Raw genomic sequence first — 24326 nt, 5'->3', positions numbered from 1 at the left:
AAAAAATTAAATGAATTAGCATCTTTTGTAATAGAGCACTTGGCGTTTCCCTCACACCAGTTGCTCAGAATGGGGCTTATTACAAGAAAAGAGGCTTAAAACAAATGCCTCCTCTTCAAGCAGGGAAGGCATTTGTTTTAAGCCTCTTTTTCAGAAAATGAATCAAAAACAGATTATTGCCTCGCGCAGGTGTTTTTAAGTACCGTAAGCGAAAGCAAGCTCTTCGGAAACGGGTTAGTACCCCAAGGCGGTATCATCTCCCCTGGGGTCGGCCCCTCCTTCCCAGGTGCCGTCTTTCAGTCTCAGAATACCGTCTACCGCGCCGTAGTTGCCTCTGTTTTGCAGGGCATGGCCTTTCTTCTGGAGCGCTTCCCTTACTTCTGGAGAAAGGGCCTTTGCTTCTGTCTCAATGCGGTCTGGTAACCATTGGTGGTGAAAACGCGGCGCGGCTACCGCCTGCTGCATGCCCATCCCGTGGTCTACCACGTTTAAGATGGCCTGGAAAACCGAGGTGATGATGGTAGAACCACCGGGGGTGCCTACTACCATGAAAAGCTCCCCGTCTTTCTCCAGAATGGTGGGGGTCATAGAACTTAGCATGCGTTTGCCGGGGGCAATGGCATTGGCTTCCCCTCCTATCAACCCAAACATGTTGGGCACCCCAGGCTTGGCGCTGAAATCATCCATCTCATTGTTCAGGATAAATCCGGCTCCTTCCACTACTACCCTAGAGCCGAAGTTACCGTTCAACGTGGTGGTCACTGAGGCCGCGTTGCCCCACTGGTCTACAATGGAATAATGGGTAGTCTGGTCGCTTTCCCGGGCCAGCAGTTTCCCCGCCAATACCTGCGCCGAGGGGGTGGCCCGCTCCATGTCAAAGGTGGCCATCCGGCTTTTCAGGTACTGGGTATTTAAAAGATCAGCAACGGGTACTTGAAAGAAATCTGGGTCTCCCAGGTAGGTAGCCCTATCGGCGTAGACTCTGCGTTGGGCTTCGGCCATGACATGCACGGTGGCAGGCTGCTGCCAGCCCCATTGCTTCAAGTCAAAAGGCTCCACCATGTTAAGCAACTGAAGCAGTGCTATTCCGCCGCTGGAGGGCGGTGGCATAGAGATCACTTTGTAGCCGCGGTAAGTACCGGTAATGGCAGGCCGCCACACAGATTGGTATTCTTGAAGGTCTTGATGGGAGATGATGCCCCCTCCCCGGCGCATTTCCTTCACCAACAGATCGGCGGTTTCGCCTGCATAGAACCCGTCCCGCCCTTTGTCCCGAATGCGCTCCAGTGTACTGGCTAATTCTGGCAACGGCAATACGTCTCCCTTTTGCCAGGGTGCATTTTTCACCACTGGCGGCGTAAATTTATTTACCTTAAGAAAGCTTTCTCTGGTATTGTTGAGCAGGCGGGCTTCACGCGCCGTTAGAACCACTCCATTGCGAGCCAGGTCAACGGCGGGTTGTACCACCTGCGCCCATGGCAAGCTGCCCAGTTTCTGGTGCATGGCCACCATGCCGTCTACTGCGCCGGGTACACCAACCGCCAAATGCCCCAGGGTGCTGGCATCGGCGATCACATTGCCCTGGGCGTCTAAGTACATGTCACGGGTGGCGGCTTTGGGGGCTTTCTCGCGGTAATCTAAGGCCCCTATTTCCCCATCTTGCTTGCGGTACACCAGAAAGCCGCCGCCGCCAATGTTGCCGGCTACGGGGTACGCCACCGCCAAAGCGAAACCGGTGGCAACGGCGGCATCATAGGCATTGCCGCCTTTCTGCAAAATCTCCAGACCAATGCGGGACGCCTCTGGGTGGGCGCTTACCACCATCCCTTTCTTACCCGTAGCCCCGGTTTCGGTTTGGGCGGAGGAACTAGGTTTCTCTGCTGGTTTGCAGCCGGTGAACTGCCAGAGGAGCCACAGACATATAAAGGAATAGGTAAAAAGTTTTTTCATAATGGTTTTACCGGAGTTTTGATGAAATCAGCCCTAAAACAGAACTTCACAGAAGGTGTAAGTAAGGAAATATATCGGCATAAAAAAAGCCTGCCAGAAAGGTTCTGGCAGGCTTTGAATTTGAAGCCTGGCAACCCAAACAATACCCGCTTTCTCAACCTGCCGCAAACCACCCAAAACAACTACTTTCAACACCTGCTAACAACCTTATAATTATTTCATAAATTACTGATTATCAATACAATATCAAACCAAAAATATTAGTAAACATGCAACTCAACCTCCTTCAAATATGTTTTAAAAACATGAAGAAGGTACTAGATGAAAACGTGATCCCGCTCTTCCAGGAGGAGCAAAAACCACAGGATTCTGCCTGGCGGAAATCTATTCCGGCCCAGGTATTCCTGAACTATTTTTTTGCCATCAACTACCACATCAGCCATAGTCCGGAAGAAGCGGGCCTGAGGAACAATGCCTTTTTCAGACAACATTCCGCCAACTTATCTGAGCAGGAGCTGGAGGCACTTGCCCGCATTTTGCACAATAGCTGGAGTACGGAGTATGCCTTGCGCGCCACCGCCGAGCTAGGCGATGAAACGTATCTGCGCAATGCCCTGCACTGGACGTTTCCGCAGGCGTATTACTCCATCTTTGCCGGCTTGCAGGCTTTCCTGTACACGCTGGGCACCAAAACCAACCATGAGGCCGCTATCAAAAGAGAAGCAGGCCGGTTGGTGGTGAAGAACGCTTACCCCAGGGCCATTGGGTATTATGCCGCCGGTGCGTACAATGATTTCAGCATACACCGGTTGCCATTGGCGGGCTATAAAGCGGGGTTGCAGATTGCCGGCAAAGAGATTGAGGCCCAGGCCCAGATTGGGCAGTTTCTGCGCACCACCAGAAAACTGACGGCCAATGCTATCCGGCAGCAGGTGCAGAAGAATCCGGCCACGGCTATCAAAAGCAGCAAAACCGGGAAAGTCTTAGACAAATGGTCTTCGCAGCACTGGCAGCAGATTACCTGGCGCATGGGCTACACCACGCTGTTTGATCTGCTGAGCCGTTTGCGCATTTCGTCTACGCAGAAAGAGATTGAGCGCTTTGTGGAAGCCCAGATAGACTTCAAACTCTTCCATGAGTGCCTACTCTCTATTGTCAGCTACATGAACGGACTGCACGAGAGCTACGTAGCGCAAGCGATTGGTTTGGAGAAATACCGCAAAGTGGTGGCCGAACTGCCGGAGCACTTACGCAGCAGCTTTGTAAAGAACCGCTTACACCAGATGGTAGAACCTCTCTTCCCTGCAGGAACTACTACCCTGCAACTCTCTGCCGCCGCTTAATGGAAGAAGTGCACGGAGAAATATATCAACTAGCTTTTCGGCCTGTTTTCATAAAAACAGGCCGAAATCACTTTAGGCCCGCCTGTCCATTCCCGTCTAATTCTGCACATCTTCAAATCTGCACATCTTCAAATTGAACCGCCTACTCATGGCTGAATTTCTCAATCTGCACCCCCTTGGCACCGGCAAGTTTCAGGGCTTCAATGGCGCAATGGTTTATCTGCCGCAGCTTCAGTTCATGTCCCTCAAAAAGCGCTAACACCTCTGGCTCAACCGATCCGGGGTCAGCGGCGGACTGCATGTGCCCGGCTTGCTCAATGGTAAAACAGATGGACTTGATTTTCTCGCCTTTCACCCGCACCTGCGCCGCATTGAACTTGATAAGGTTTTGTTTAAGGTAATCACGCACGAAATCGCCCTCGTCAATGTCTGTCTCGGCCAAACGGAGCACCTCCTGGTAGCTGCGCTTGTGCAGGAACTCCTTCAAGGTAGGCTGTAGCATCTTGCGTACCGGCGGCTCACTTATCTGGTGGGCGTAAATCAGAATATTAAAGATCCAACGGAGCGTGCCGTCGTTTTCCTCAAAGATTAGACTTAATTCACATTTCATAGCTTGGGGATATGTTTCACTCTTTAACGGCTAAAGCCGCTGAAGGATAAGCCTTCCCTTCTCCCCTTTCGGGAATAATCCAGAAAAGATAGGCTCCCCCGGGCAAAAAAAGCTGTTTTGCTCCTGGTTTGGTACGGCCTTGTACTTCTAGGGAAAAGGGTAGAGTGCACCTGCCATACCCACCGACCACAATGCCATTGTGGTGCCATTTTCCAAACGGCTTTCCCAGACGAGCCCCAGCCTCTCAGATGCCCTTTTTATAGAGATAAACTGAAACTACTGCACCAAGGCTTCATTTTCAGCAGTTTAAGACCTCCTATTGCGTTTCGGGGCTGTTCTTCTAAAAACAGCCCCGAAACACTTTTATGCTATGTCCAGACTAAAAGCTTGTTTACATTTGAGGTTTGCTGGCGAAAATGACCAGAGAAAGGTTCTGCGGAAGCGTTTTTTGAGCCGCGTAGCAGCGCTACGGGGCGAGGGAAAGGCGAACGCAGGTTCTTTTTATGGTCATTTGCAGCGCAAAGATGAAATTTAAACATGCTCTAACAGAATGAATACTTGGGAGATCGTGGAGCGCCAGAACCCACCCCTCCAAGGAGGGGAATACACTTTTACAGGAAAATACAGGCATTACAATCAATAGCTGCTAGTATTTACCTTCTTCCATTGGTTTCTGGCGCGAGCGTCCGCTTGTGTCCGCACACATTCCTAAACCTCTGTTTTAGAAAAACCTGTTTCCAGCCTCTTTTCTTAAAAATACACTAAAAACAGCGTTTCAATCAGATCAAATCCCTAATCAGCCATGCGTGCGGACAAAAGCGGATGCTTGCGCCAGGAGGCATCTCACCAGTGATGGAAGATGCTTTAGGTGATTGGGTTTAATATGCGCCACCTCCTTCCATTACTTACTTTCCCTGTTCCAGTCTTCCCTGGGCGCACGAAGGGAAACCATGCAACAATCCAGCATAAGGGCTCCGCAGAAAGCCGCCGCCACGCTAGCTATACCAAACTAAGAAAAACGAATTGCAAGGATTACTCCCGTACATCTCCATGTATGGGAATAATTTCCGAAATTCGCGCTTTGATTTTTAGAAAAACTGAAAGACCGTTTCCATGCATTTAAGCGAACAGGAACTACGCCGGCGCCATGAGCGCGAAGAGCTCCAGAAGATGGGCATCAACCCCTACCCTTCCGAACTTTTTGACGTGACCGCCACGGCCAAGGATATAAAGCAAAACTACGATCCGGAGCAGAACAACTACCAGGAAGTGAGTCTGGCGGGCCGATTGATGAGCCGCCGCGTCATGGGCAAGGCTTCGTTTGCCGAACTCATGGACAGCTCGGGCCGCATCCAGATCTACGTATCGCGTGATGACATCGCCCCCGGCGAAAACAAAGACCTCTACAACACCGTGTTCAAGAAAATGCTGGACATCGGGGACTTCATCGGCGTGAAAGGCTACGTGTTCAAAACGCAGGTGGGTGAAACCTCAGTGCACGTCACAGAACTCACGCTGTTGGCCAAGTCTTTGAAACCGCTGCCTATTGTAAAGCGGGAAGTAGACGAGAACGGCGTAGAGCACGTCTATGACGCGTTCACCGACCCTGAACTGCGCTACCGCCAGCGGTACGTAGACATGGTGGTAAACCCAGACGTGCGCGACACCTTCATCAAACGCACCAAGCTGGTGAACACCATGCGCGCGTACCTGAACGAGCGCGGCTACCTGGAGGTGGAAACCCCAATTCTGCAGCCTTTGTACGGTGGTGCCGCCGCCCGTCCGTTCAAGACGCACCACAACACCCTGGACATGACCTTGTACCTGCGCATTGCCAATGAACTGTACCTGAAGCGTCTGATTGTGGGTGGTTTTGACGGGGTATACGAGTTCTCCAAAGACTTCCGGAACGAAGGCATGAGCCGTTTCCACAACCCGGAGTTCACGCAGGTAGAACTGTACGTAGCCTACAAAGACTACTATTGGATGATGGATTTGGTAGAGGAAATGGTGGAGAAAGTGGCCTTGGCGCTGCACGGCACCACCGAGGTACAAGTGGGCGAGAACGTCATTAACTTCGCCCGCCCTTGGAAGCGTTTCACCATGTTTGAAGCCATTCAGCACTTCACCGGCATTGACATCTCGGTGATGGACGAAGCCCAACTGCGCGAAACCGCGACTGGCCTGGGCATCAAACTAGACCCGAACATCGGGAAAGGCAAGATCATTGACGAGATCTTCGGGGAGAAATGCGAAGGCCAACTGATCCAGCCCACCTTCATCACCGACTATCCGGTAGAGATGAGCCCGCTGGCCAAAAAGCACCGCAGCAAAGAAGGCCTGGTAGAGCGTTTTGAGGCGATCTGCAACGGCAAAGAAATCTGCAACTCCTTCTCTGAACTCAACGACCCGATTGACCAACGCGCCCGCTTTGAGGAGCAACTAGAGCTGGGCAAACGCGGCGACACGGAAGCCATGGTACTGGACGAAGACTTCCTGCGGGCGCTGGAGTACGGCATGCCGCCCACCGCTGGTTTGGGCATTGGGATTGACCGCCTGAGCATGATCATGACCAACTCCCAATCTATCCAGGACGTGTTGTTCTTCCCGCAAATGAAACCGGAGAATAATTAATGTGCTGATTGTTTCATGTGCTGATGCGCTAATTTACTTTCAGCCCTAAGCCAGGAAAGGCCGCTTCATGAAGCGGCCTTTCCTGGCTTAGGGCTGTTTTCACTCGGTATACGTTTGCCTGATTTGCAGAAAACAGGTTGGAAACGGCATCGGCGCAGACGCTCGCAAGTCTGAAGACGCTGTGAGGTCTTTGGAGTTGGCGGTGTTGCGTGGGAGACAGAACCCACCCCTCCCCCTCCCAGGAGGGGAATACGCCTTTGCGGTAGAATAGGGGCAATACAACCAGTAAACCCAATCACCAAAGTACCTTCCGCCACTGGTTAGATGCCTCCTGGCGCAAGCGTCCGCTTGTGTCCGCACGCATGGCAAATCAGGAATGCGTACGGACACAAGCGGACGCTTGCGCCAGAAAACCATAGGAAACGGGTAAATACTAGTTGATATAACTACCTTCTACTTCCTTTACTTACTTTCCCAGTTCCAGTCTTCCCAGAGCGCGCCTCGCTTTTGGCCATAGACAAACACCAACTAAGAGCAATAGACAGTTCAGGCCGAAAGGGCAGTGCGAGAGGGGAAAACGGGCCCCCGCGGCCGTGAGCGCTTACCGCCAAAGATGAAACAACAAAGTATTTGCACCCACGCAAGAAGCAGACAAGCCAAGGGAACAGCAAAAGCAAGATACATGCCTAAAAACAGAACAAAATAGATTGACCCCAAGGTAAAAGCTTTTGACTCATTATGGGCAAAACAGGCTATAAACGCAGAAAGCCTTCCCGTCTGGGAAGGCTTTCTTATATTGGTTAAATAACTTCTACTCGCTACTCCATGATGTGACTTTCATCTGTGTTACTAAGCTATTCTAGTATCCCTCAAAAAGTTTAACCATTCGGCCAATTTTATTTAAGTTTCAACGTCATCAAACAACTTCGCTTTACGGCATCTGTTTCGCGATTTCTTATTTAACCAATCATACTTTCTCTCTTTAACGGATCTACCTACGCAAGGTTACAGTCAAAGCCTGAAACTATAAATTAAGTAGTGGTAGAGGTGTCAGCCCCTGTACCGGTGTTGCCGCTTTTAGAGGCACCTTTCGCTTTACTGGCTCTTTTAGGCTTTGTAGTGGCACCAGTGGTAGTTCCGGCGGAAGTAGAGGTCGCATTTAGATCAGTATCGGTTCCCAGGGTACCAGCATCGGCTCCCAGAGCGCCGGCGTCAATTCCGGCACCTACGTCTGAAAGGGCTGTTCCGGTGGTGTTATCCCTAGGATCATCGCCCGTCATTGCCTCTACGTTTCCGCCCGTTGGGTTATTGTCCAGGTGGGAAGTTGCAGTGGTGTTAGAACCCAGGTTCACAATATCTGGATCTCCTCCACCTGCTGGCTTCCGGCCCAGTAGGGCACCAGCGCTGGAACCAATGCCAGACAGTGTAGATCCTAAACCTGAGCCCAGTTTTGAGGCTGATTTCTTCAGGTTGCCGCGGGTAGCTTCTCCGGCCTCGGGGGCCATTAATATACCTGCCACTAACCCCGCGCTAGCGCCGGCCAGCATGGCCAGAAGCACTCTTCCTTTATCGTCTTTCATGAGCTTTATTTTTAGAGGAACCACCGTTCCGTTATACTACGTCTGTTTCTTCTTAACGATAGCCAACACATTTGGTTATCCCTCCGTTTTACCTTATCTGGCGCTCAAAGAGGGTTAGGACTGCGAACCAGTGCTGGCAGCGTCGTTCGCGTTCTCACCGCCCGCTGACTGTGCACCAGCGTTTCCGCCTTCCGCTTTACTTAACAAGCTGGTTAAGCCACTCAGTTTTTCAAGGTACGGCGCAATCTGTCCGTTTACGCTTTCGGCCAGCTGGCCAGCGGCTTTCTTAAGGTCTTTACGAGAGTCTTTTCCGTTGCTTGGAGCCATCAAGATACCTGCAACCACACCAGCAGCGGCACCAGCGGCGGCGGCGATCAAAATTTTTGAATTGTCATTTTTCATAGTAAAAAAGGTAAAGGTTGAAATTTGATTTGGGTCATGTGCCCCGGTGTCTGTACAACGTACGCCAATGCACCCGCAATATGCTAAACAATAAATATATATTGTAATATATATTAAAGCGGTGTACGGATTTATCCGGAGCAGGTTAAGGCATTCCCCTCCTTTCTGAAAATAAAGGCAAAACCGGGGGTTGAAATCACCGGGGTGGCTAGCAGTTGGCATATTTGCGTATATTTCACCTGACTAGACTACCTATGAAAAGACAACTTATCATTTCGGCTTTTTTGCTTTGCACCGTGGCCATCAGCTGTAAAAGCAACCAGCAGCAGACGGCCTCGGCCTGCATTGATCCCGCCAAAATAGACAATGAGCGCGCCTGCACCATGCAATACGAGCCCGTGTGCGGCTGTGACGGCAAGACCTACGGAAACGCCTGTACCGCAGAAACCAAAGGGGTAACCTCTTACACCAAAGGCGAATGCCCCTCCAAAGGCACTAACAACTAAGCCCATGCGCGAGAAAAAATTCCATCTACAGACGGCTCCCTTCAGGGTGCCTACCCCCGACGGGAAACTGATTGAAGAACACTTTGGCCTGGCCAGCACCCGCACCGAAGCCTTCAGTGTAGCCCACATGGTAGCCCCGCCCCACTGGAGTGAGCCGCACCAGACCCCAGCCTTTGACGAGGTCACCATTCTCCTGCGCGGAAGAAAACAGATTGAAATAGACGGTGAAACCGTGGTGCTCTCTGCCGGACAAACCCTGCACATAAAAGCCGGAGCCCGCATCCGGTACTCCAATCCCTTTGACGAGGCGTGCGAATACTGGTCTATCTGTGTGCCTGCCTTTGATATCAATACCGTGAACAGAGAAGACGGGTAACGTACTTCTTTTTCTCAGAAAACAGCGGCGTCAGGGCCAGGCAGGCTTTCTGTTTTAGGCCTCTTTTTAAGAAAACAGACTCAAAACAAGAACAGGCTGAAAACGGAAAGCCCGCTGCTATTTGCCGCGGGCTTCCCGTGTATTAATTGATATTACGCAAAACTGTTGGTGGTTCCCGGCGAGTCTGGAGACTCGCTTCCTCCCATGTCACGAGACTGGAGTCTCGCGCCAGTTTACTTTAAACCTGTGAGGTCTTAAAGACCTCACAGGTTTTTGCGTTTTAAGCCTGTTTTCCGCAAAACAGCCTTAAAACGCATCCAAAGGGCTCCCTTCTCTGTGGGGGAGGCTCCCTTTTTGCGTTAAGTCAGCAAGTAAAATGTGTTTGGTAGTCCTTTGAAAGTAATGATTTCACTCGCGGGACGCGAGCGAGATCATTACTTTCAAAGGACTACCCTGTGTATGTTATCGCGTTTCAGGCCTTATTTGGCAAAAAGAGGCTCAAAACAAGAAAGCTCTACCCCCTAACCAGCTATCCATTCTTTGGAAAATTCCTCCTTCTTATCAGGCACTCAAGGCTAGCAGTTCCTTCGCACTCTGGAAAGCGTTTTCTGATGGATTGGCCCCGGCGATCATCTGCGCGATCTCCACTACGCGTTCCTCGTGGCTCAACTGCCGGACACGGCTGATGGTGCGGTCGGCGCGGTCTTCTTTGTAGACGAAGTAGTGCGTATCGCCCTGGGCTGCCATCTGGGGTAAGTGCGAGATACAGATCAATTGGTGCTTCTGGGACATCTGCTGCATCATTCTACCTACTTTCACGGCAATCTCCCCTGAGATACCGGTGTCAATCTCGTCAAAGATAATGGTGGGCAGGGCCGTTTTATCCGCGAGCAGGTACTTCACGCAGAGCATCAGGCGGGAGAACTCCCCCCCTGAGGCTGCTTTGCTCAGCGTCTGCGGCGCGGCACCCTTGTTCGCGCTGAACAGGATGTTCACTACGTCAACACCGGTAGCGGCCGGGGCCGAGGTTTTATGCTCCAGTACCACGCGGGCGTTCGGCATCCCTAGCTCGGAGAGCAAGCTGTGCAGTTCATCCTGGAAAACCGTGAACACGCCGGTGCGGCTTTGGGACAATGCTTGCGAACGGGTCTCTACTTCCTGCAGGGCGGCGGTCAACGCTTTTTTGGTGTTCTCAATGGCGGCATCCAGGTTATGGACACTGCTCACCTTGATCTCCAACTCGGCCTGAAGGGCTAACAGGTCTTCAACCGTGCGCACCTGGTGCTTGCGTTGCAGGGTATAGATCAAATCCAGACGCTCCTGCAGTTGCTCGGCGCGCTGCGGATCGGCCTCGGTTTTGCGTTCGGCGTCTTCCAGTTCGCCGGCAATATCATTCAGTTCAATGAAGCAGCTGTCCAGGCGCTGTTTCAAAGTCTGGAAATTCTCTCCGTACTCGGTTACCTGGCCTACCAAATGGCTGGCGTCTTTCAAAGCACCAGTGGCGTTGTACTCGCTCTCCGAAATGTATTGCAGGGCCTGGCTCAGCTTTAGCTTTATTTCCTCGGCGTGCTCCAGTTGCTTCAGTTCCGTTTCATGGCTTTCCTGTTCCTCGGCTTGCAGATTGGCCTCTACCAGCTCGTTCAGCAGGAAGCTGTTGTAGTCCAACTCTTTCTGGGACTGCGCTAATTGACCCTCCAGATCTTTGTATTCCCGCTCCAGCTTTTTATAGGTGCGGTACGCTGCGCCGTAAGGGGTGCGCAGCCCTTCATTCTGGGCATACAGATCCACAATGTTGAGTTGGTAGCTTTGGTCACCCAGCATGAGCGTATCATGCTGCGAGTGGATGTCCATGAGTTGCTCACCAATGCGGCGCAGTTGCTCCAGCGTAACCGGCGTGTCATTCACGAACGCCCGCGACTTGCCGCTCGGGCTGATTTCGCGGCGCAACAGGCTAATGGGTTCAAAGTCCAGGTCTTCCTCTTCAAAAAAAGGTTGCAACTGGTACTCTGAGATGTTGAAGGAGCCCTCAATGACGCACTTTTCGTTCTGGTTGAACAGCAGTTTGGAGTCGGCGCGGTTACCCAGCAGCAAGCCAATGGCCCCCAGCATAATGGATTTACCGGCACCTGTCTCACCGGTAATAATGTTCAGCAGCGGCGATGGTTGCAGCTCCAGCTGCTCAATAAGGGCGTAATTTTTTATCTTAAGGTCTACGAGCATAAGGTAGGATGCCTCTTTCGGTTTGGATGGTAGTGGTGTACTCCAAGAGACAAATATGCTAATTTATTTAGTCTCATAACTAATAAATATAGCCAATTTTATTTCTTTGGAGGTTCTTTTTAGAAATACAAGACAATAACTTTCCAGAACCTGACCTTGTTGTACGCGCGGCACAGGTAAAAGGACAGGCATTGGTTTCTGTGATAGAAACTTACAAGTTTTGCAGAGAGTTTCAAAAAGCCACCCCTTCTTCTGCCTTTCTTAAGGAGAAAGGCTGGGCTATTGGCGAAGGACACAGTTCTCCCTTGGGAAGAGATCAGCTTAAAGATAAAGGATGAACTCCGTTATCGTTTTAGAGCTGTTTTCCTGAAAACCCAGGCAAAACGGACGTTTAGCGTTGCACTAAGGTCTCGTACCTGGCGCGGTTGGTGGGGTCTATCTGGGTAAGGAGGTCAAAGGCCTGTTGCTTTTGGGCGGGCGTGGCCGAGGCAAAGGCATTGCTCAATTCGGTGGCTTTGGCTTCAAAGAAGGAACGCAGGGCCGCTGATCCGGAGCGGATGCGGGCTACCTGTTGGATGTTGCGCAACGCCTCCAGTATATTCTGACGCGCTTTCTCCGGGTCTTGCGCCATCAAGTCCAGGCCTTGCCGATGGTAGAGGTAAATGGCCGAACGAAGCGGCTCAAACTGGGGATCTTGCAGGTTATTGATGAGCCAATAGCGGTTACGGGTATCGGCGGTGGCGCTCCAGCCACCGCTGGCGGCCCCGGCCGAAGTCACCAGGTTGAGAATGTTGCTGGCCTCGGCCAAGGCATTAGCTCCTCCTAAGCGCGAAAAGCTGTCGTTGTCCATCCCAATAATGGTGTAGGCATAGAAAGACAGAATGGCGGTCAGGTTAGAGGTATAGGTGTTGGGCGCGTATTGCAGCGGCTGGGCCGGATTGTACTCAAACTCAAATTTGGTGTCTACAAAGGAAAGCACGGTGGTTTCATAGCCGGTACCGTAGGTTGGGCGGCTGGAGATAATCTGGGTGTTGGCCTCGTACACGCCTATCTGGGGCATGGCCCTAAGCGTGATGAACATCTTGCACCTAATGCGTTCTTCGTTCTGGTAGACATCACTTGTCCAGCGGGTGTTGTTCATGATCTCAGAGATGGCGTTCTGCATCTGCTGAAACACCTGACGGTCGGTGGCCTGTACCTGATCACTGTTCACGGTTACCTCACAGCGCAATTCCTGCGCCTGCGCCCAGAACGGAAACAGCAATCCCAGAACAACCCAACCTATTTTTTTTGCAAACATGCCCATTCAGCTTTAATGGATTCCAGAATATCTTGTGCTACTTCGTCTTTGGCCTTCAGGGCGTACTCCTCTACGGTAGACGGCTTGACAATGGTGATTTTATTGGTGTCATGCCTAAAGCCCGCCCCAGGATCACGCAGGGAGTTCAGCACCACCATGTCCAGGTTCTTTTTGAGGAGTTTACCGCGGGCATTCTCCAGTTCCTGATCGGTTTCCAGGGCAAAGCCTACCGCAAACTGATTTGCGCGCTTCTGTTTACCCAAAGTAGCTGCTATATCAACGTTCTTCACCAGTTCAATAGTAAAGGAGTCGTCATTTTTTTTTATTTTGGAAGTAGCAGGGTCCTTTGGTTTGTAATCGGCCACGGCCGCGGCAAAAATCCAGAGGTCGGCTTCTTCTGATTTCCGTTGGCAAGCGGCAAACATTTCATCGGCGGTCATCACGGGCATCACCTGCACCAGAGGGTGTGACAACGTCAGGCTGGTGGGCCCGGCAATGAGCGACACCGCCGCCCCTTCCTGGGCCAGGCACCGCGCCAAGGCGAAACCCATTTTCCCGGTAGAATGATTGCCAATGAAGCGTACCGGATCAAGGGGCTCATAGGTGGGCCCGGCGGTAATCAGGACTTTTTTGCCGTTAAACAAGGTTGCGTGCCGTAAAATGCTGTTGTAAAACCTGAACAATCTCCTCGGGCTCTGCCAGGCGCCCCTGCCCCACTAAACCGCTGGCCAGCTCTCCGTGTCCGGCTTCCATGATGTGGTTTCCGTAGGAGCGCAGCAGCCGGAAGTTCTCCTGCACGGCCGGGTGCTGGTACATGTCCAGATCCATGGCCGGGGCCACAAACACCGGGCAGCGGGCCGAGAGGTACGTTGCCGAAAGCAGGTTGTCACACAAACCACGGGCGAATTTCCCCACGGTGTTGGCACTGGCCGGGGCCACCACCAGCGCATCGGCCCACAGGCCCAGTTCCACGTGGTTGTGCCAGAGACCAGAGTTATCGCTCCGCACAAACTCGGTGAGCACCGGTCTTTTGGAGAGGGTGGCTAAGGTGACGGGGGTTATAAAAGCAGAAGCAGAAGTGGTCAGGATTACCTGCACTTCTGCTTCTGCTTTGATGAGGAGCCGCACCAGCAACGCCGCTTTGTAGGCCGCAATGCTTCCGCAAACCCCCAGGAGTATTTTCTTATGCCGAAGCATTCAGAAACGGGAGATTAAAACGCGGAAGAGGTTTGCTCTTCATCATCGGCGTTCCGGAAGTAAACTTTTCCTTCAATGAACTCCTCAATGGCCATGTTGGTAGGCTTAGGAAGACGCTCATAGTATTTAGAGATCTCAATCTGCTCGCGGTTTTCAAACACCTCTTCCAGGTTGTCAACCGTGGTGGCGAACTCGGCCAGTTTAGAGTTCAATTCTTCCTTCACCTTTACGGCAATTTGGTTTGCCCGCTTAGAGATGATGGAGATAGACTCATATACGTTACCGGTCTCAACCGCCAGGTCAGAAATGTTACGCGTTACGATGGATGCTGGTACTTGGGCCATATGTCTGGTGAATTGGGTTTTACAAAATTAATTATTGGTGGCCGTGGTAGCGGCCGCTGTGGTTTTGCTGAGTCTTTCCAACGCTTGTCGGCTAGAGTCATAGATATTCTCGGCAGTACGCAGGTATTTGCTTTGCGGATACGCATCCACAAACGTCTGGTACATGGTAACTACCTCGGCATAACGATCCCGCTGCTTTGATTCTATGCTTTCTCTGGCGTAGTTGTACTGGGCATCTATGCGCAGGTAAGCGGCTTCTTCATTGAAAGTGGAAGACGGAAAGCTCTTCCGGAAGTTCTCCAGGGCTACTACGGCCGCTTTGTAGTACTGCGGGTCATAGTTGGTGAGTTTGTAGTACTGCTTGGCTACGTCAAAGGCCTTTAACTCAATTTTACGGGAAAGCTCATCATAAATGGTGTTGGCTTCGGGCATGTATTTGCTTTGCGGGTAGCGGCGCATGAACTCCTGCAAGGCCGCCATGGCCTGCGCGGTGCTCTGCTGATCCAGGTTCACCGACGGGGACTCATTGGTCAGCGACTTGGCGTTCATGAAAGCGGCCTCTTCGGCGTACTGGCTGCGGGGGAACGTCTGCCCAAAAGAGGTGAAATGGAAAGAACTCTCCAGGTACAGTTGCTGGTGGTACTTGGTATAGGCGTACAGGAAATTAGCCCGCTCATACTCGCTACGCCCTTTCAACAACGGCATAAGGTCTTCCAATAAAGCACCGGCTTTGTCATACTCTTCCTTTTCATAGTAAGAGAGGGCCGCGGCGTATTTTTTATCTACGTCGTCGCTTTTCAGGATTTTATTGTATTGCCCACAGGCGCCCAATAGCACAACTAAGAGCAGAATAGGCAAATAAGAAAGAATGCGGTTGGTCATAATCGCGCAAAAATAACAAAATTCTTTTATAAATACACTTAACGAGGAGCAAAGCCCCCAAGTATAATAGGACTCTATTTTAGGAACCCTTCTTGAAACCAGACCCAAACCCAACCGCTCTTTTTTTAGCGGGCGGTGGCGAGGCGGGTTTAGGTGAACTTGGCTGGGTTTGAGGGCCTGTGGAACGGGGCTCCGGCTTGACCGAAGCTTCTGCGGAAGCTCTATTGCCCTTTGCCGCAGCTTTGGTTGTGGTGGCCGGAACTTGGGTGCCCGTGGCTTTGGCGGCAGCTTTCTTAGCCCCTCTTTTCGCCAGCACAAAGGCACGGGTAGGTTTTTCGTCACTGCGCCACACAAACCCTTTCAGGCGGGTATCTGGCTCCTCCAGTTCATGGGGCGGAATGAGTTTGGCGTCGGGCTGTTCCAGGAAAGTGATGGTCTGCACCTTGCCTTCCTCAAACATCAGGCGCATGTCACTGCATACGGCCCGGTTCATGCCCATGGTGGCAGTATCGCCCTGCAAGGCAAAGTAGAGGCTTTCGCCGTTTCCGTTTACGTCTATGCGCCTGATCTTTCCGTCGGCAAAGCGCGCGATCATATTGCGGCCTTTCACCTGGTTGTAGTTTTCCAGCGTATCTATAGAAATGGCGAACGAATTCCCGTACATGCGCATCTGATCCAGGGTGTTGCCGCGTAGTTGCAGAACCACGCTATCAGCCGTCATCTGGTTTTTATTCGCCCATAGACGCGGATTGCGGTTCATGTAGATAACAGAGTCATTCTGGTCGTAGGTAAGGGAATCGCACAGTCCCTGCAAATCAGACTTAAAGATGCGCACATCATGGTAGGCGTACAGTTTGCCTTTCTTGGTTTTGTCTTTCACGTTCTCCACCGAAACCAGCGTATCGGCCGACAGATACATGGTGTCGCGCTTTTCAATGGTACGCATCACGGGAGAACCAAAGACCTTTGCCCGACCTTGAGCGCGCCAGTACAAAGCGGTCTGTCCGGTAATAATGGCGGTATCTTTGATGGCCGTCATGGACACGTTGCGCGAAGCGGTGTAGTATTCCTTGGCTTTGTCGTAGGTCAGGGTCTCGCCTTTAATGAGGTAATCTGGGGTTTTGATGCTCGCATTGCCCCTAAAGTTAGACTCGCGGGTAACGGTGTTGTACGTGCCGCGGTTCGCGCGCAGCGTACCGTCCGGCGACTTGATGGTGGTAGGCCCAAAGAACTCCACCACCTTGGTCACCGTGTTATAAGACATGGTATCGCTCAGCACCTCGGCGTTTTGGCCTACGTATTTAATGTTCTTTTTAAACGTGAGCACCTTATCATCTGAGGTGTAGGTGCCCAACTGGCTGTTAATGGTGTAATCTGGGCCTACAATGTTACCGGTAGTGGTGTAATAGGCGCGTTTGGCGTTCAAATCATAGTCCAGCGAAGGCGTGGTCAAGGTCATCTGCTCATCGCGCAGCGTCACGTTGCCCCGCATGGTGGCAATGCGCCGGGTACCGTCATAGCTGGCGGTGGTACTGGTGGCATCCATGCCGGGCTGGGTAATGTGCACGTTGCTGAACACCTCCAGCTTGTTGCGGTCACTTACGTACTGGTACGCCGAGTCTGAGGTTAAGGTAGTCTGGCCCTGGCGCATCACCACGTTCCCCAGCAGCCGGCGCACTTCCTCGCCGTTGTATCGGCCGGATTGCAGCGTATTCGCTGATACTTCTACCGGTTGCCCGCCTCCCTGCGGGGCCGGGGTACCCTGGCCGAAAGCCAAAGTAACCGAGAACAGGGAGAAAAGAGATACTAAACCTATCTTTGTGAACTTCATCAATGCATGTAATAGAAACAAAATTACTAAAAATACCCTTCCTTCACTGATGCTCCAGAAAGTTTTACATTATATAGACACCCACCAACTCGCCACGTCTGAAACCAGGATTCTTGCCGCCGTCAGCGGAGGTCTGGATTCGGTGGTACTAGCCGACCTCCTGCACCGCGGCAAGTTCCCCTTTGCGGTGCTGCACTGCAACTTCGGGCTGCGGGGCGAGGAATCGGACGCCGATGAATTGTTCGTGCGCAAGCTGGCCAAACAATACGAAGCGCCTTTCTACAGTGAGCAGTTCCAAACCCAAGCCTTCGCCCAGCAGGAGGGTATCTCTACCCAAATGGCCGCCCGCACCCTGCGCTACCAATGGTTTGAGCAGATGCGCCAGCAACTGGGGTATGACGTCATCGCCACCGCCCACCACCAGTCTGATGCCTTGGAGACCGTGCTCCTGAACCTGGTGCGCGGCACTGGTTTAGCCGGACTTCACGGAATTCTGCCCAAAAGCGGCAACCTCATCCGTCCGCTCCTGGGCCTCACCAAAGATGATTTGTATGAGTGGCTGGTAGCCAAACGTTTGGCGTGGCGGGAAGATTCCAGCAATGAGAGCCGTAAATACAACCGCAATCTGGTGCGCCACGAAGTCATTCCGGTTCTGAGGAAACTCAATCCCAACCTGGAGGAAACCTTCACCCACACCTTGGAGCGGCTGCAAGGCGCCGAGGCCGTGTTTCTGGCCTCTTTTCAGGAAATCAAGGCAAAAACGCAGCGCCAGGAGAACGGCGCTATTTACCTATCCATTGCGCCGCTGCAAACCAGCCCGGCCCCGGAAGTCTTGCTGCATGAACTGCTAAAACCGTTCCAGTTTTCGTATAGCCAGGCGCAGGAAATTGCGGCGGCTTGGGACGGCCTTTCGGGCAAGACGTTCTCCTCCCCTACCCACGTGCTGGTGAAAGACCGGGAGGATTTGGTCATCACCGCCAAGCCGCTGGAGCAATTCGGCAGCATCACGGTTCCTCAAGAAACCACCGAACTCCAGTTTGGGCCTTATTTGGCCAAAATAGCCCGTAAACCCGCCGAAGGCTACAAAGTCCCCCGCTCCAAAGACGTGGCCGCCTTAGATGCAGACCTGGTGAAATTTCCGCTCAAACTTCGCCCCTGGAAGCAGGGCGATTGGTTCATCCCCCTGGGCATGAACGGCAAGAAGAAGGTAAGCGACCTGCTCATCGACCGTAAAATCCCCGCCAACCTGAAGCCCGATGTCTGGGTGCTGGTCTCTGACGCGTCGCTGACCTGGGTCATTGGCCAACAACTGGACAACCGCTTCAAAGTCACCGAGAACACCCAGGAAGTGCTGGAAATTACCGTCACTAGGAGGAGTTCTTAATCATTAATTGCTGATTGCTAACTCAACCTGGAAAACACTTCTTCTTAGCGGCGAGCCGTAGCTATTCTGCTCTTAGGGCTGTTTTTAGAAAACCAGGCTAAAAACAACAATCAGCAATTGACAGTCAACAATCCTCAATAACATAGATATTCCCGTGCTTTCAGATTTATCAATCTGAAAGCACTCGCTCGGGATTAGAAATCCTGAACAGCAACGTTGGTAAAGGTTCCCCTACCAGATGAGCTCCCAGGAGGAGAATTCCGCAAAGAAAGAAAAATTCCCCTCCTGGAGGAGGAGGCTGACTAGGGCTATCCGTTTGTTCAGCTTTTGCAAAGCGCAACTTGGGTTGATAAGTATAACAGGCTCTACCAACAGGCTGAATAGAAACCCGTTTTGGGGCTGTTTTCTTAAAAATGCGGCAGAAACAGGTAGGGAAGCAGGTACATGTTGTTTCCAGAGAGTACCGGAATACAACTCGCGCCAGCACTGCCCCCTATGGCCGAAGCATATTCTTGTAGAATAATGTGGCGCTGCGGTATTTTTTTAGTATACTTGGTATACGATGACTGCTGAAGAAGAGTACAAACAAAATTGGATAGCCATGTGCCAAGGCGATAAGCAGGCACTATTCAGCCTATACAACTCTTTCTACTTTCATCTGCTCAGGTTTGGGCTGAAGACCACCGCCGATGATGAGTTGGTCAAAGACTGCGTTAACCAGATCTTCCTCAACCTCTGGGACAAGAGAGCCCACCTTCACCCGGTAGACAACGTCAGGAATTACCTCTTTACCACCCTCAAGCATACCATCACAGATGAGGTGCGCCATCGTAGTCAGTTAGATGTAGCGGTGCAGAAAAAGCTTCTTGACGAAGAATGGGATGAGATGCCGTATGAGGAGATCATCATCAGGCTACAGCAGGACGTGGAGGTAAAACAAAAACTACAGCTTGCCCTGCAAAAACTCACTCCCCGGCAGATGGAGTTGATCCAGCTTAAATTCTTTGACGGGCTAAGCTATGAACAGATTGCCCAACGTACTTCCCAATCCGTAAAAACGGCCTACAACACCATTTATGATGCTATTAGGGTGCTGCGGAGAATTTTAAACTAATATTTTCATAAATATCTCACTATTTCCTTAGGAAAAAACCAAGCAAACGCCGTCTACTCTGTAAAAGCGATAGACAATGCTTGTATCTTCCCAGATTTCAGTTGAAGAATTAGTTTGCCTGGAAACCTTTCAGCATTACTGCCTGGGGGTGAACATGGCAGATCAATTATTCTGGGAAGATTGGATCAAGGCTAACCCGGCCCGGGCCGAAGATATAGAAGAAGCCAGAAAGCTGATTTATCTCCTGAGCGCCCGCCAGGGCAACCGTCTGGAGCAACTCAGCCAACTGCGGGCGGGCATTCTACAGTCTGAGCATTTTAAGCAACTTTTGGGGCAACCTGCACAACGTAACCGGGGGGAAAAGGAAAACCGGATTGCTCCTACTACCCATTTCTTCAGATACGCCGTAGGGCTTGCTGCCAGCCTGGCCGTTGTGGTACTAGCCTATCTATTCTTTTTCAAGCCTGCTCCCTCGTTGCTGGCGCAGCAACCATTCCCATCCAAAGAGAACCTACGCATTCAGGCGGGAACCGCGTCCCGCAAAACGGTGGTGTTGGCAGACGGGTCTGTGGTTACGCTCCGCCAAAGCAGCACCCTCACGCTCCAACCTGCCTTCAACCAGAAAAACCGGGAAGTCTGGCTCACCGGCGAGGCCTTCTTTGATGTAAGGCATGATCCAGCTCGCCCCTTCGTGGTTCATGCCTTGTTCACCCAAGTGAAGGTGTTGGGTACCGTTTTCAATTTAAGGGCCCATGCCGGAGATACTGCCACAGAGACGTCTCTGCTCACCGGCCGCGTAGAAGTTAGTTCTGCCGCCCAGCCCGGCAAACCCGTCATCCTCAAACCCAATCAAAAGCTCATCAGCAGTCTGTCCGGCAACCCTTCCCAAAAAACATCCGCCGTTTCATTCAATGTCCTGCCGCTTACATCCGCCAAAACCAACCCGCAAGAGACCGCCTGGGCTAGAACCAGGCTGGACATAGACAATGAACCTCTGTCACAAATTGCCCAAAAGCTGGAGACATGGTACGGCATCAACATTGAGTTTACAGACCAGGAAGTGAAGGAATACCGCTATTCTGGGGTTTTCGAGAATGAAAACGTAGTCCGGGCTCTGGAGGCATTACAGCTTTCCTACCCTTTCTCTTTCAAAGTGATGCAAGATAAAATCATGATAAGTAAATAAGAAAGCGGGGAAGTGCTGGCACACGTCCCCTTGTTCAGATCCTTCCAATTTAAAGGCAAACTCAAACAGTAACCACCTAAACTAACAACCCTACTTTATGGAAATCTTTGTGTTTTTGGAACACTTGGGCAAGCGCGCCTTGCCTGGGCGAATAGTACTTGCCATGAAACTAACTTCCTTTTTCCTACTTGTGCTGTGCCTGCAGGTAAGTGCGGGCAGTTTCGCGCAACAGAAAATTAGCCTGAAGCTCTCCAACGTCAGTATCAAAAAGTTACTGAAGGAGGTAGAGCACCAGAGCGATTACCGTTTCGTTTACAGCCACAATACGGTGCCGGCCGACAAAAAGCTCTCCATCAACGTGCAAGAGGCTTATCTGGACGAGATCATGCGAACGGTGCTGGCGAAAACCGCCCTTACCTATGAACTGAAGGAAAACAGTTTGGTGGTGATCTACCCGGCTGCGGCAGAGGCGGCGGCCCAAGATCTGGTGGTGCGCGGCCAGGTGCGGGACGAGGAAGGCTCTCCGTTGCCAGGTGTTTCAGTGCGGGTCTCCGGGTCTACCGTAGGAACCTCCACCGATGGCAACGGCAACTACAACCTCTCTGTCCCGTCTACCGCCAGCAGCCTGGAATTCACGTTTATTGGGTATATCACCCAAGTGATTCCCCTAGCCGGTAAAACCAATATCAACATTGCCTTAAAAGCAGACACTAAATTATTACAGGAAGTTACCGTTACCGGCTACACCAACTACGCCAGAGACCGCTCGCCTAGCGCAGCATCCGTAGTCACGTCAGAAAGCATCAACCAAGTGCCGGTGGCTTCGCTTGACCAGATTCTGCAGGGCCGCGTACCGGGCATGAGCGTGATTGCCTCTTCGGGCCAACCGGGCAGCAGTGCCACCGTCACCATTAGGGGAATAGGCACTATTAACGGCAGCTCTGCTCCTTTGTACGTGATGGATGGTATTCCTATTGAAGCCAGTTATTTCCAAAGCATCAACCCCAATGACATTGAGACGGTCACTGTTCTGCGGGATGCCTCTGCCAAAGCCTTGTACGGGTCAAGAGGTTCTAACGGAGTGGTGGTGATTACCACCAAGAAAGGGGATACGGGCAAGATAAGCGTCAACTACAATACCCAGTTTGGCTTCTCTGACCTCACCTCACCTAACTTTATTATGATGGATGCCGAGCAGCGCCTCCGTTTTGAGGAAGAGGTAGGCTTGGAAATTGGGAGGAACATAGGCCCTGGCTGGACTCACTCTTCCTTAAACCCGGCCTACGCCACAAAAACCCCAGAGCAGAGACTCCGCTCAGACTTTATCCTGGACAGCTTGAGGGGCATTAATACAGATTGGCGCGACCTTTTCTTCCAGCGGAGTAAGTTTCAGGAACACCAGGTAAGCATCAGCGGCGGGAACGACAACATCCGTTTCTACAACTCCCTCAACTATTATGACCAGGAAGGGATTGCCCGCCGTACGGGTCTGGAACGTTACACCTTGCGAAGCAACGTAGACTTCAACTCAGAGAAGTTTTCCGGGAACGTCAACCTTTCTCTGGGTTACTCCAGCTCAAGCTTTACCGAAGGGGAAGGCGGCACCGGGGTGGGTACTTCCATGGCTTCGGTGTATTATGCGCTGCCGTATGAATACCCCTATGCCCCCGACGGCACCATGATTCTGCCTGGCAACAAGGCGTTTCCCGTGTTAGATTTGAGGGAAGGCACGCTGGGTCTTGAGCGGCTGCAGAACTCCTCCAGCGAGACAGACCAGATCAAAACCATTCTGGGCGTGAACCTGAGGTACATCATTCTGCCAGGCCTGGTGGCTTCTACCCGGGCCGGGGTAGATTACCGCAGTTCCACTGATCAGGTGTACATCAACCCAGATTCCTACTATGGTTCCAGAAGCAACTCCAACACGCTGGGCGGGAAGGGGCGCTTTGAGGAGGGCCTGCGCCGAAACTTCGGCCTGATTTCCACCTCTGGCCTTACGTTCTCCAAGACCATAGACCGGCATGACTTTGAGACCTCGGGCTACTTTGAGTACGTGTATGACAACTACCGCGCTTTCAATTACACCGGCTTCGGGGTTGACGCCCGCCTACCGGAAACCCCGGCAGGGATAACCCGAGGCAGTGCAACGTTCCTGCCGGGTTTAGGCGGTGGCAGAACCGAAAGTGCCCTGATGTCTTTCATGGGCGTGGGCCGATATACCTTTAATGACAAATACACCCTCACTGCCAGCTACCGCTATGATGGTTCCACCAAAGTGCCAGAGAAAAACCGGTGGCACGGGTTCTACTCCGTAGGCGCCAACTGGAACGTGAAAGAAGAGAATTTCCTGAACACCGTTGCGCTGGTGAATGAATTGCGCCTGAGAGCCAGCTACGGAACCACCGCCAGCCCGTTTGGGGGCGACTTCCTTTACCTTGCCACTTTCGCGGCCAACACCACTTACGGCGGGCAGGCCGCTTTACGGCCCGTTGCCGCCGGAAACCCAGAGTTTGACTGGGAATATATTGATGAGTTCAACGTTGGCTTTGACCTGGGGCTTTTCCAGAACAGCCGCCTCCGCATCATGGCCGATTTCTACAACAAGATCACCCGTAACATGTTTGTGAACCAACCTTTGTCGGCTACCTCTGGATTTAGCTCCCTATCGCTAAGCACTGGTAAAATGAGAAACCGTGGGGTGGAAGTAGACGTGCGGGGCGAGGTCATCAGCAACGGGCCGTTCACCTGGACGTTGGGTGTCAATGGAGCATACAACAAAAACGTGATCCTTGACCTGGGCAACGGCCTGGACAACGTGCCAGACGGAGATACCCGTATCCTGAAAGTAGGGATGCCCTATGGCACGTACTACGCCCCCAAATGGGCAGGGGTGAATCCGGAGACGGGAGAAGCGCAGTACTATAACCCAGATGGCACCATTACCACCACCTATAATGTAAATACCCAAAGCGTAACCGGCCACGGTAGTCTGTACCCTACCCTCACCGGCGGGGTTACCTCAGGCTTTAGCTGGAAAGGCATTACCGCCGACATCCTGTTCACCTTTGTCTCTGACGTGATGCGGTGGAACAACGAGGACTTCTACAACGAGAACCAACGCTACATGACCAGTAACCAGTCTATCAGGATGCTGGAAGACCGTTGGAAGAAACCCGGCGACAACGCCACTCTGCAACGGATAGACGTTCCGCGCAACTTTACCTCCAAAGATATCCAGGACGCCTCTTTCGTGCGGCTGCGCCATGTGAACGTGGGCTATACGCTACCGGCTTCACTTATTGAGACTCTACGCGTGGTACGCGGGGTAAGAGTGCTGCTGCAAGCCCAGAACCTCTACACCTGGACTGATTGGCGCGGACTGGATCCGGAGAACAGCGGCGTTTCGGGCCGGTTCCAGTACCCGGCGGCCAGAACCTATACGGCAGGTCTTAACATCAACTTTTAAC

At 52.1% G+C, this 24326-nt stretch carries 19 protein-coding genes; 8 read left to right on the top strand and 11 right to left on the bottom strand.

Features of this window, described 5'->3' with window-relative positions; all coding sequences use genetic code 11:
* Nucleotides 1-234: 234 nt before the first annotated feature.
* Nucleotides 235-1950, bottom strand: coding sequence for a gamma-glutamyltransferase (gene ggt / locus HHO50_RS09720; protein ID WP_370457563.1), 1716 nt, complete (start codon nt 1948-1950; stop codon nt 235-237).
* A 305-nt stretch (nt 1951-2255) separates the two neighbouring features.
* Between ggt and HHO50_RS09715 the strand changes: the two genes are divergently transcribed.
* The gene (locus HHO50_RS09715; RefSeq protein WP_181305817.1) at nt 2256-3293 is read left to right on the top strand and encodes a hypothetical protein; all 1038 of its coding nucleotides are present in this window, start codon (nt 2256-2258) and stop codon (nt 3291-3293) included.
* Nucleotides 3294-3435: 142 nt separating this feature from the next.
* Here the strand turns inward: HHO50_RS09715 and HHO50_RS09710 are convergent, their stop codons facing one another.
* Nucleotides 3436-3903, bottom strand: coding sequence for a hypothetical protein (locus HHO50_RS09710; protein ID WP_181305816.1), 468 nt, complete (start codon nt 3901-3903; stop codon nt 3436-3438).
* 1113 nt (nt 3904-5016) lie between these two features.
* Here HHO50_RS09710 and lysS point away from each other — a divergent pair.
* Complete coding sequence (gene lysS, locus HHO50_RS09705) at nt 5017-6537, top strand: lysine--tRNA ligase (RefSeq protein WP_181305815.1); 1521 nt, start codon at nt 5017-5019, stop codon at nt 6535-6537.
* A 1031-nt stretch (nt 6538-7568) separates the two neighbouring features.
* On the opposite strand, the gene HHO50_RS09700 is transcribed toward lysS, so the two are convergent.
* Together HHO50_RS09700 and HHO50_RS09695 are read right to left on the bottom strand one after the other, a co-directional pair.
* Nucleotides 7569-8117, bottom strand: a complete 549-nt coding sequence (locus tag HHO50_RS09700; RefSeq protein ID WP_181305814.1) for a YtxH domain-containing protein — start codon at nt 8115-8117, stop codon at nt 7569-7571.
* A gap of 114 nt (nt 8118-8231) precedes the next feature.
* Complete coding sequence (locus HHO50_RS09695; RefSeq protein WP_181305813.1) at nt 8232-8519, bottom strand: YtxH domain-containing protein; 288 nt, start codon at nt 8517-8519, stop codon at nt 8232-8234.
* A 254-nt stretch (nt 8520-8773) separates the two neighbouring features.
* On the opposite strand from HHO50_RS09695, the gene HHO50_RS09690 reads away from it, so the two are divergent.
* Nucleotides 8774-9025 carry a Kazal-type serine protease inhibitor domain-containing protein gene (locus HHO50_RS09690; RefSeq protein WP_181305812.1) on the top strand — a complete coding sequence of 84 codons (252 nt, stop codon included), beginning with the start codon at nt 8774-8776 and terminating at the stop codon, nt 9023-9025.
* Between the two features lie 4 nt (nt 9026-9029).
* Nucleotides 9030-9401: a cupin domain-containing protein gene (locus HHO50_RS09685; protein ID WP_181305811.1), complete on the top strand. Its 372-nt coding sequence runs from the start codon at nt 9030-9032 to the stop codon at nt 9399-9401.
* Between the two features lie 561 nt (nt 9402-9962).
* On the opposite strand, the gene recN is transcribed toward HHO50_RS09685, so the two are convergent.
* The 7 genes from recN to HHO50_RS09655 all read right to left on the bottom strand — a co-directional run bounded on the left by recN (nt 9963) and on the right by HHO50_RS09655 (nt 17175).
* A complete protein-coding gene (gene recN / locus HHO50_RS09680; RefSeq protein ID WP_181305810.1) occupies nt 9963-11621 on the bottom strand; it encodes a DNA repair protein RecN in 1659 nt (552 codons plus the stop codon).
* Between the two features lie 391 nt (nt 11622-12012).
* Nucleotides 12013-12921: a DUF4835 family protein gene (locus HHO50_RS09675; protein ID WP_181305809.1), complete on the bottom strand. Its 909-nt coding sequence runs from the start codon at nt 12919-12921 to the stop codon at nt 12013-12015.
* The gene (gene coaBC, locus HHO50_RS21545) at nt 12903-13604 is read right to left on the bottom strand and encodes a bifunctional phosphopantothenoylcysteine decarboxylase/phosphopantothenate--cysteine ligase CoaBC (RefSeq protein WP_370457562.1); all 702 of its coding nucleotides are present in this window, start codon (nt 13602-13604) and stop codon (nt 12903-12905) included. The genes HHO50_RS09675 and coaBC overlap by 19 nt, the downstream gene beginning before the upstream one ends.
* Nucleotides 13558-14118 carry a flavoprotein gene (locus HHO50_RS21540; protein WP_370457561.1) on the bottom strand — a complete coding sequence of 187 codons (561 nt, stop codon included), beginning with the start codon at nt 14116-14118 and terminating at the stop codon, nt 13558-13560. Before HHO50_RS21540 ends, coaBC begins: the two co-directional genes overlap by 47 nt.
* Nucleotides 14119-14132: 14 nt before the next feature.
* On the bottom strand, nt 14133-14462 hold the full coding sequence (locus HHO50_RS09665; RefSeq protein ID WP_149088940.1) for a DNA-directed RNA polymerase subunit omega: 330 nt from the start codon (nt 14460-14462) through the stop codon (nt 14133-14135).
* Nucleotides 14463-14489: 27 nt separating this feature from the next.
* Nucleotides 14490-15344 (bottom strand): outer membrane protein assembly factor BamD, encoded by an 855-nt coding sequence (locus HHO50_RS09660; RefSeq protein ID WP_181305808.1) that lies wholly within the window; start codon nt 15342-15344, stop codon nt 14490-14492.
* A gap of 79 nt (nt 15345-15423) precedes the next feature.
* The gene (locus HHO50_RS09655) at nt 15424-17175 is read right to left on the bottom strand and encodes an OstA-like protein (protein ID WP_181305807.1); all 1752 of its coding nucleotides are present in this window, start codon (nt 17173-17175) and stop codon (nt 15424-15426) included.
* A gap of 49 nt (nt 17176-17224) precedes the next feature.
* Between HHO50_RS09655 and tilS the strand changes: the two genes are divergently transcribed.
* The 4 genes from tilS to HHO50_RS09635 all read left to right on the top strand — a co-directional run bounded on the left by tilS (nt 17225) and on the right by HHO50_RS09635 (nt 24325).
* Complete coding sequence (gene tilS / locus HHO50_RS09650) at nt 17225-18559, top strand: tRNA lysidine(34) synthetase TilS (protein WP_181305806.1); 1335 nt, start codon at nt 17225-17227, stop codon at nt 18557-18559.
* 562 nt (nt 18560-19121) lie between these two features.
* Nucleotides 19122-19673 carry an RNA polymerase sigma factor gene (locus HHO50_RS09645; protein WP_181305805.1) on the top strand — a complete coding sequence of 184 codons (552 nt, stop codon included), beginning with the start codon at nt 19122-19124 and terminating at the stop codon, nt 19671-19673.
* A 76-nt stretch (nt 19674-19749) separates the two neighbouring features.
* Nucleotides 19750-20859: a FecR family protein gene (locus tag HHO50_RS09640; protein ID WP_181305804.1), complete on the top strand. Its 1110-nt coding sequence runs from the start codon at nt 19750-19752 to the stop codon at nt 20857-20859.
* A 97-nt stretch (nt 20860-20956) separates the two neighbouring features.
* Nucleotides 20957-24325 carry a SusC/RagA family TonB-linked outer membrane protein gene (locus HHO50_RS09635; protein ID WP_219921502.1) on the top strand — a complete coding sequence of 1123 codons (3369 nt, stop codon included), beginning with the start codon at nt 20957-20959 and terminating at the stop codon, nt 24323-24325.
* Nucleotide 24326: the final 1 nt, after the last annotated feature.

The organism is Rufibacter sp. XAAS-G3-1 (genome assembly GCF_013623775.1).
Classification (GTDB): Bacteria; Bacteroidota; Bacteroidia; order Cytophagales; family Hymenobacteraceae; genus Nibribacter.
The sequence above is the reverse complement of the archived record's forward strand: the minus strand, read 5'-3'. Positions and strand labels throughout refer to the sequence as shown.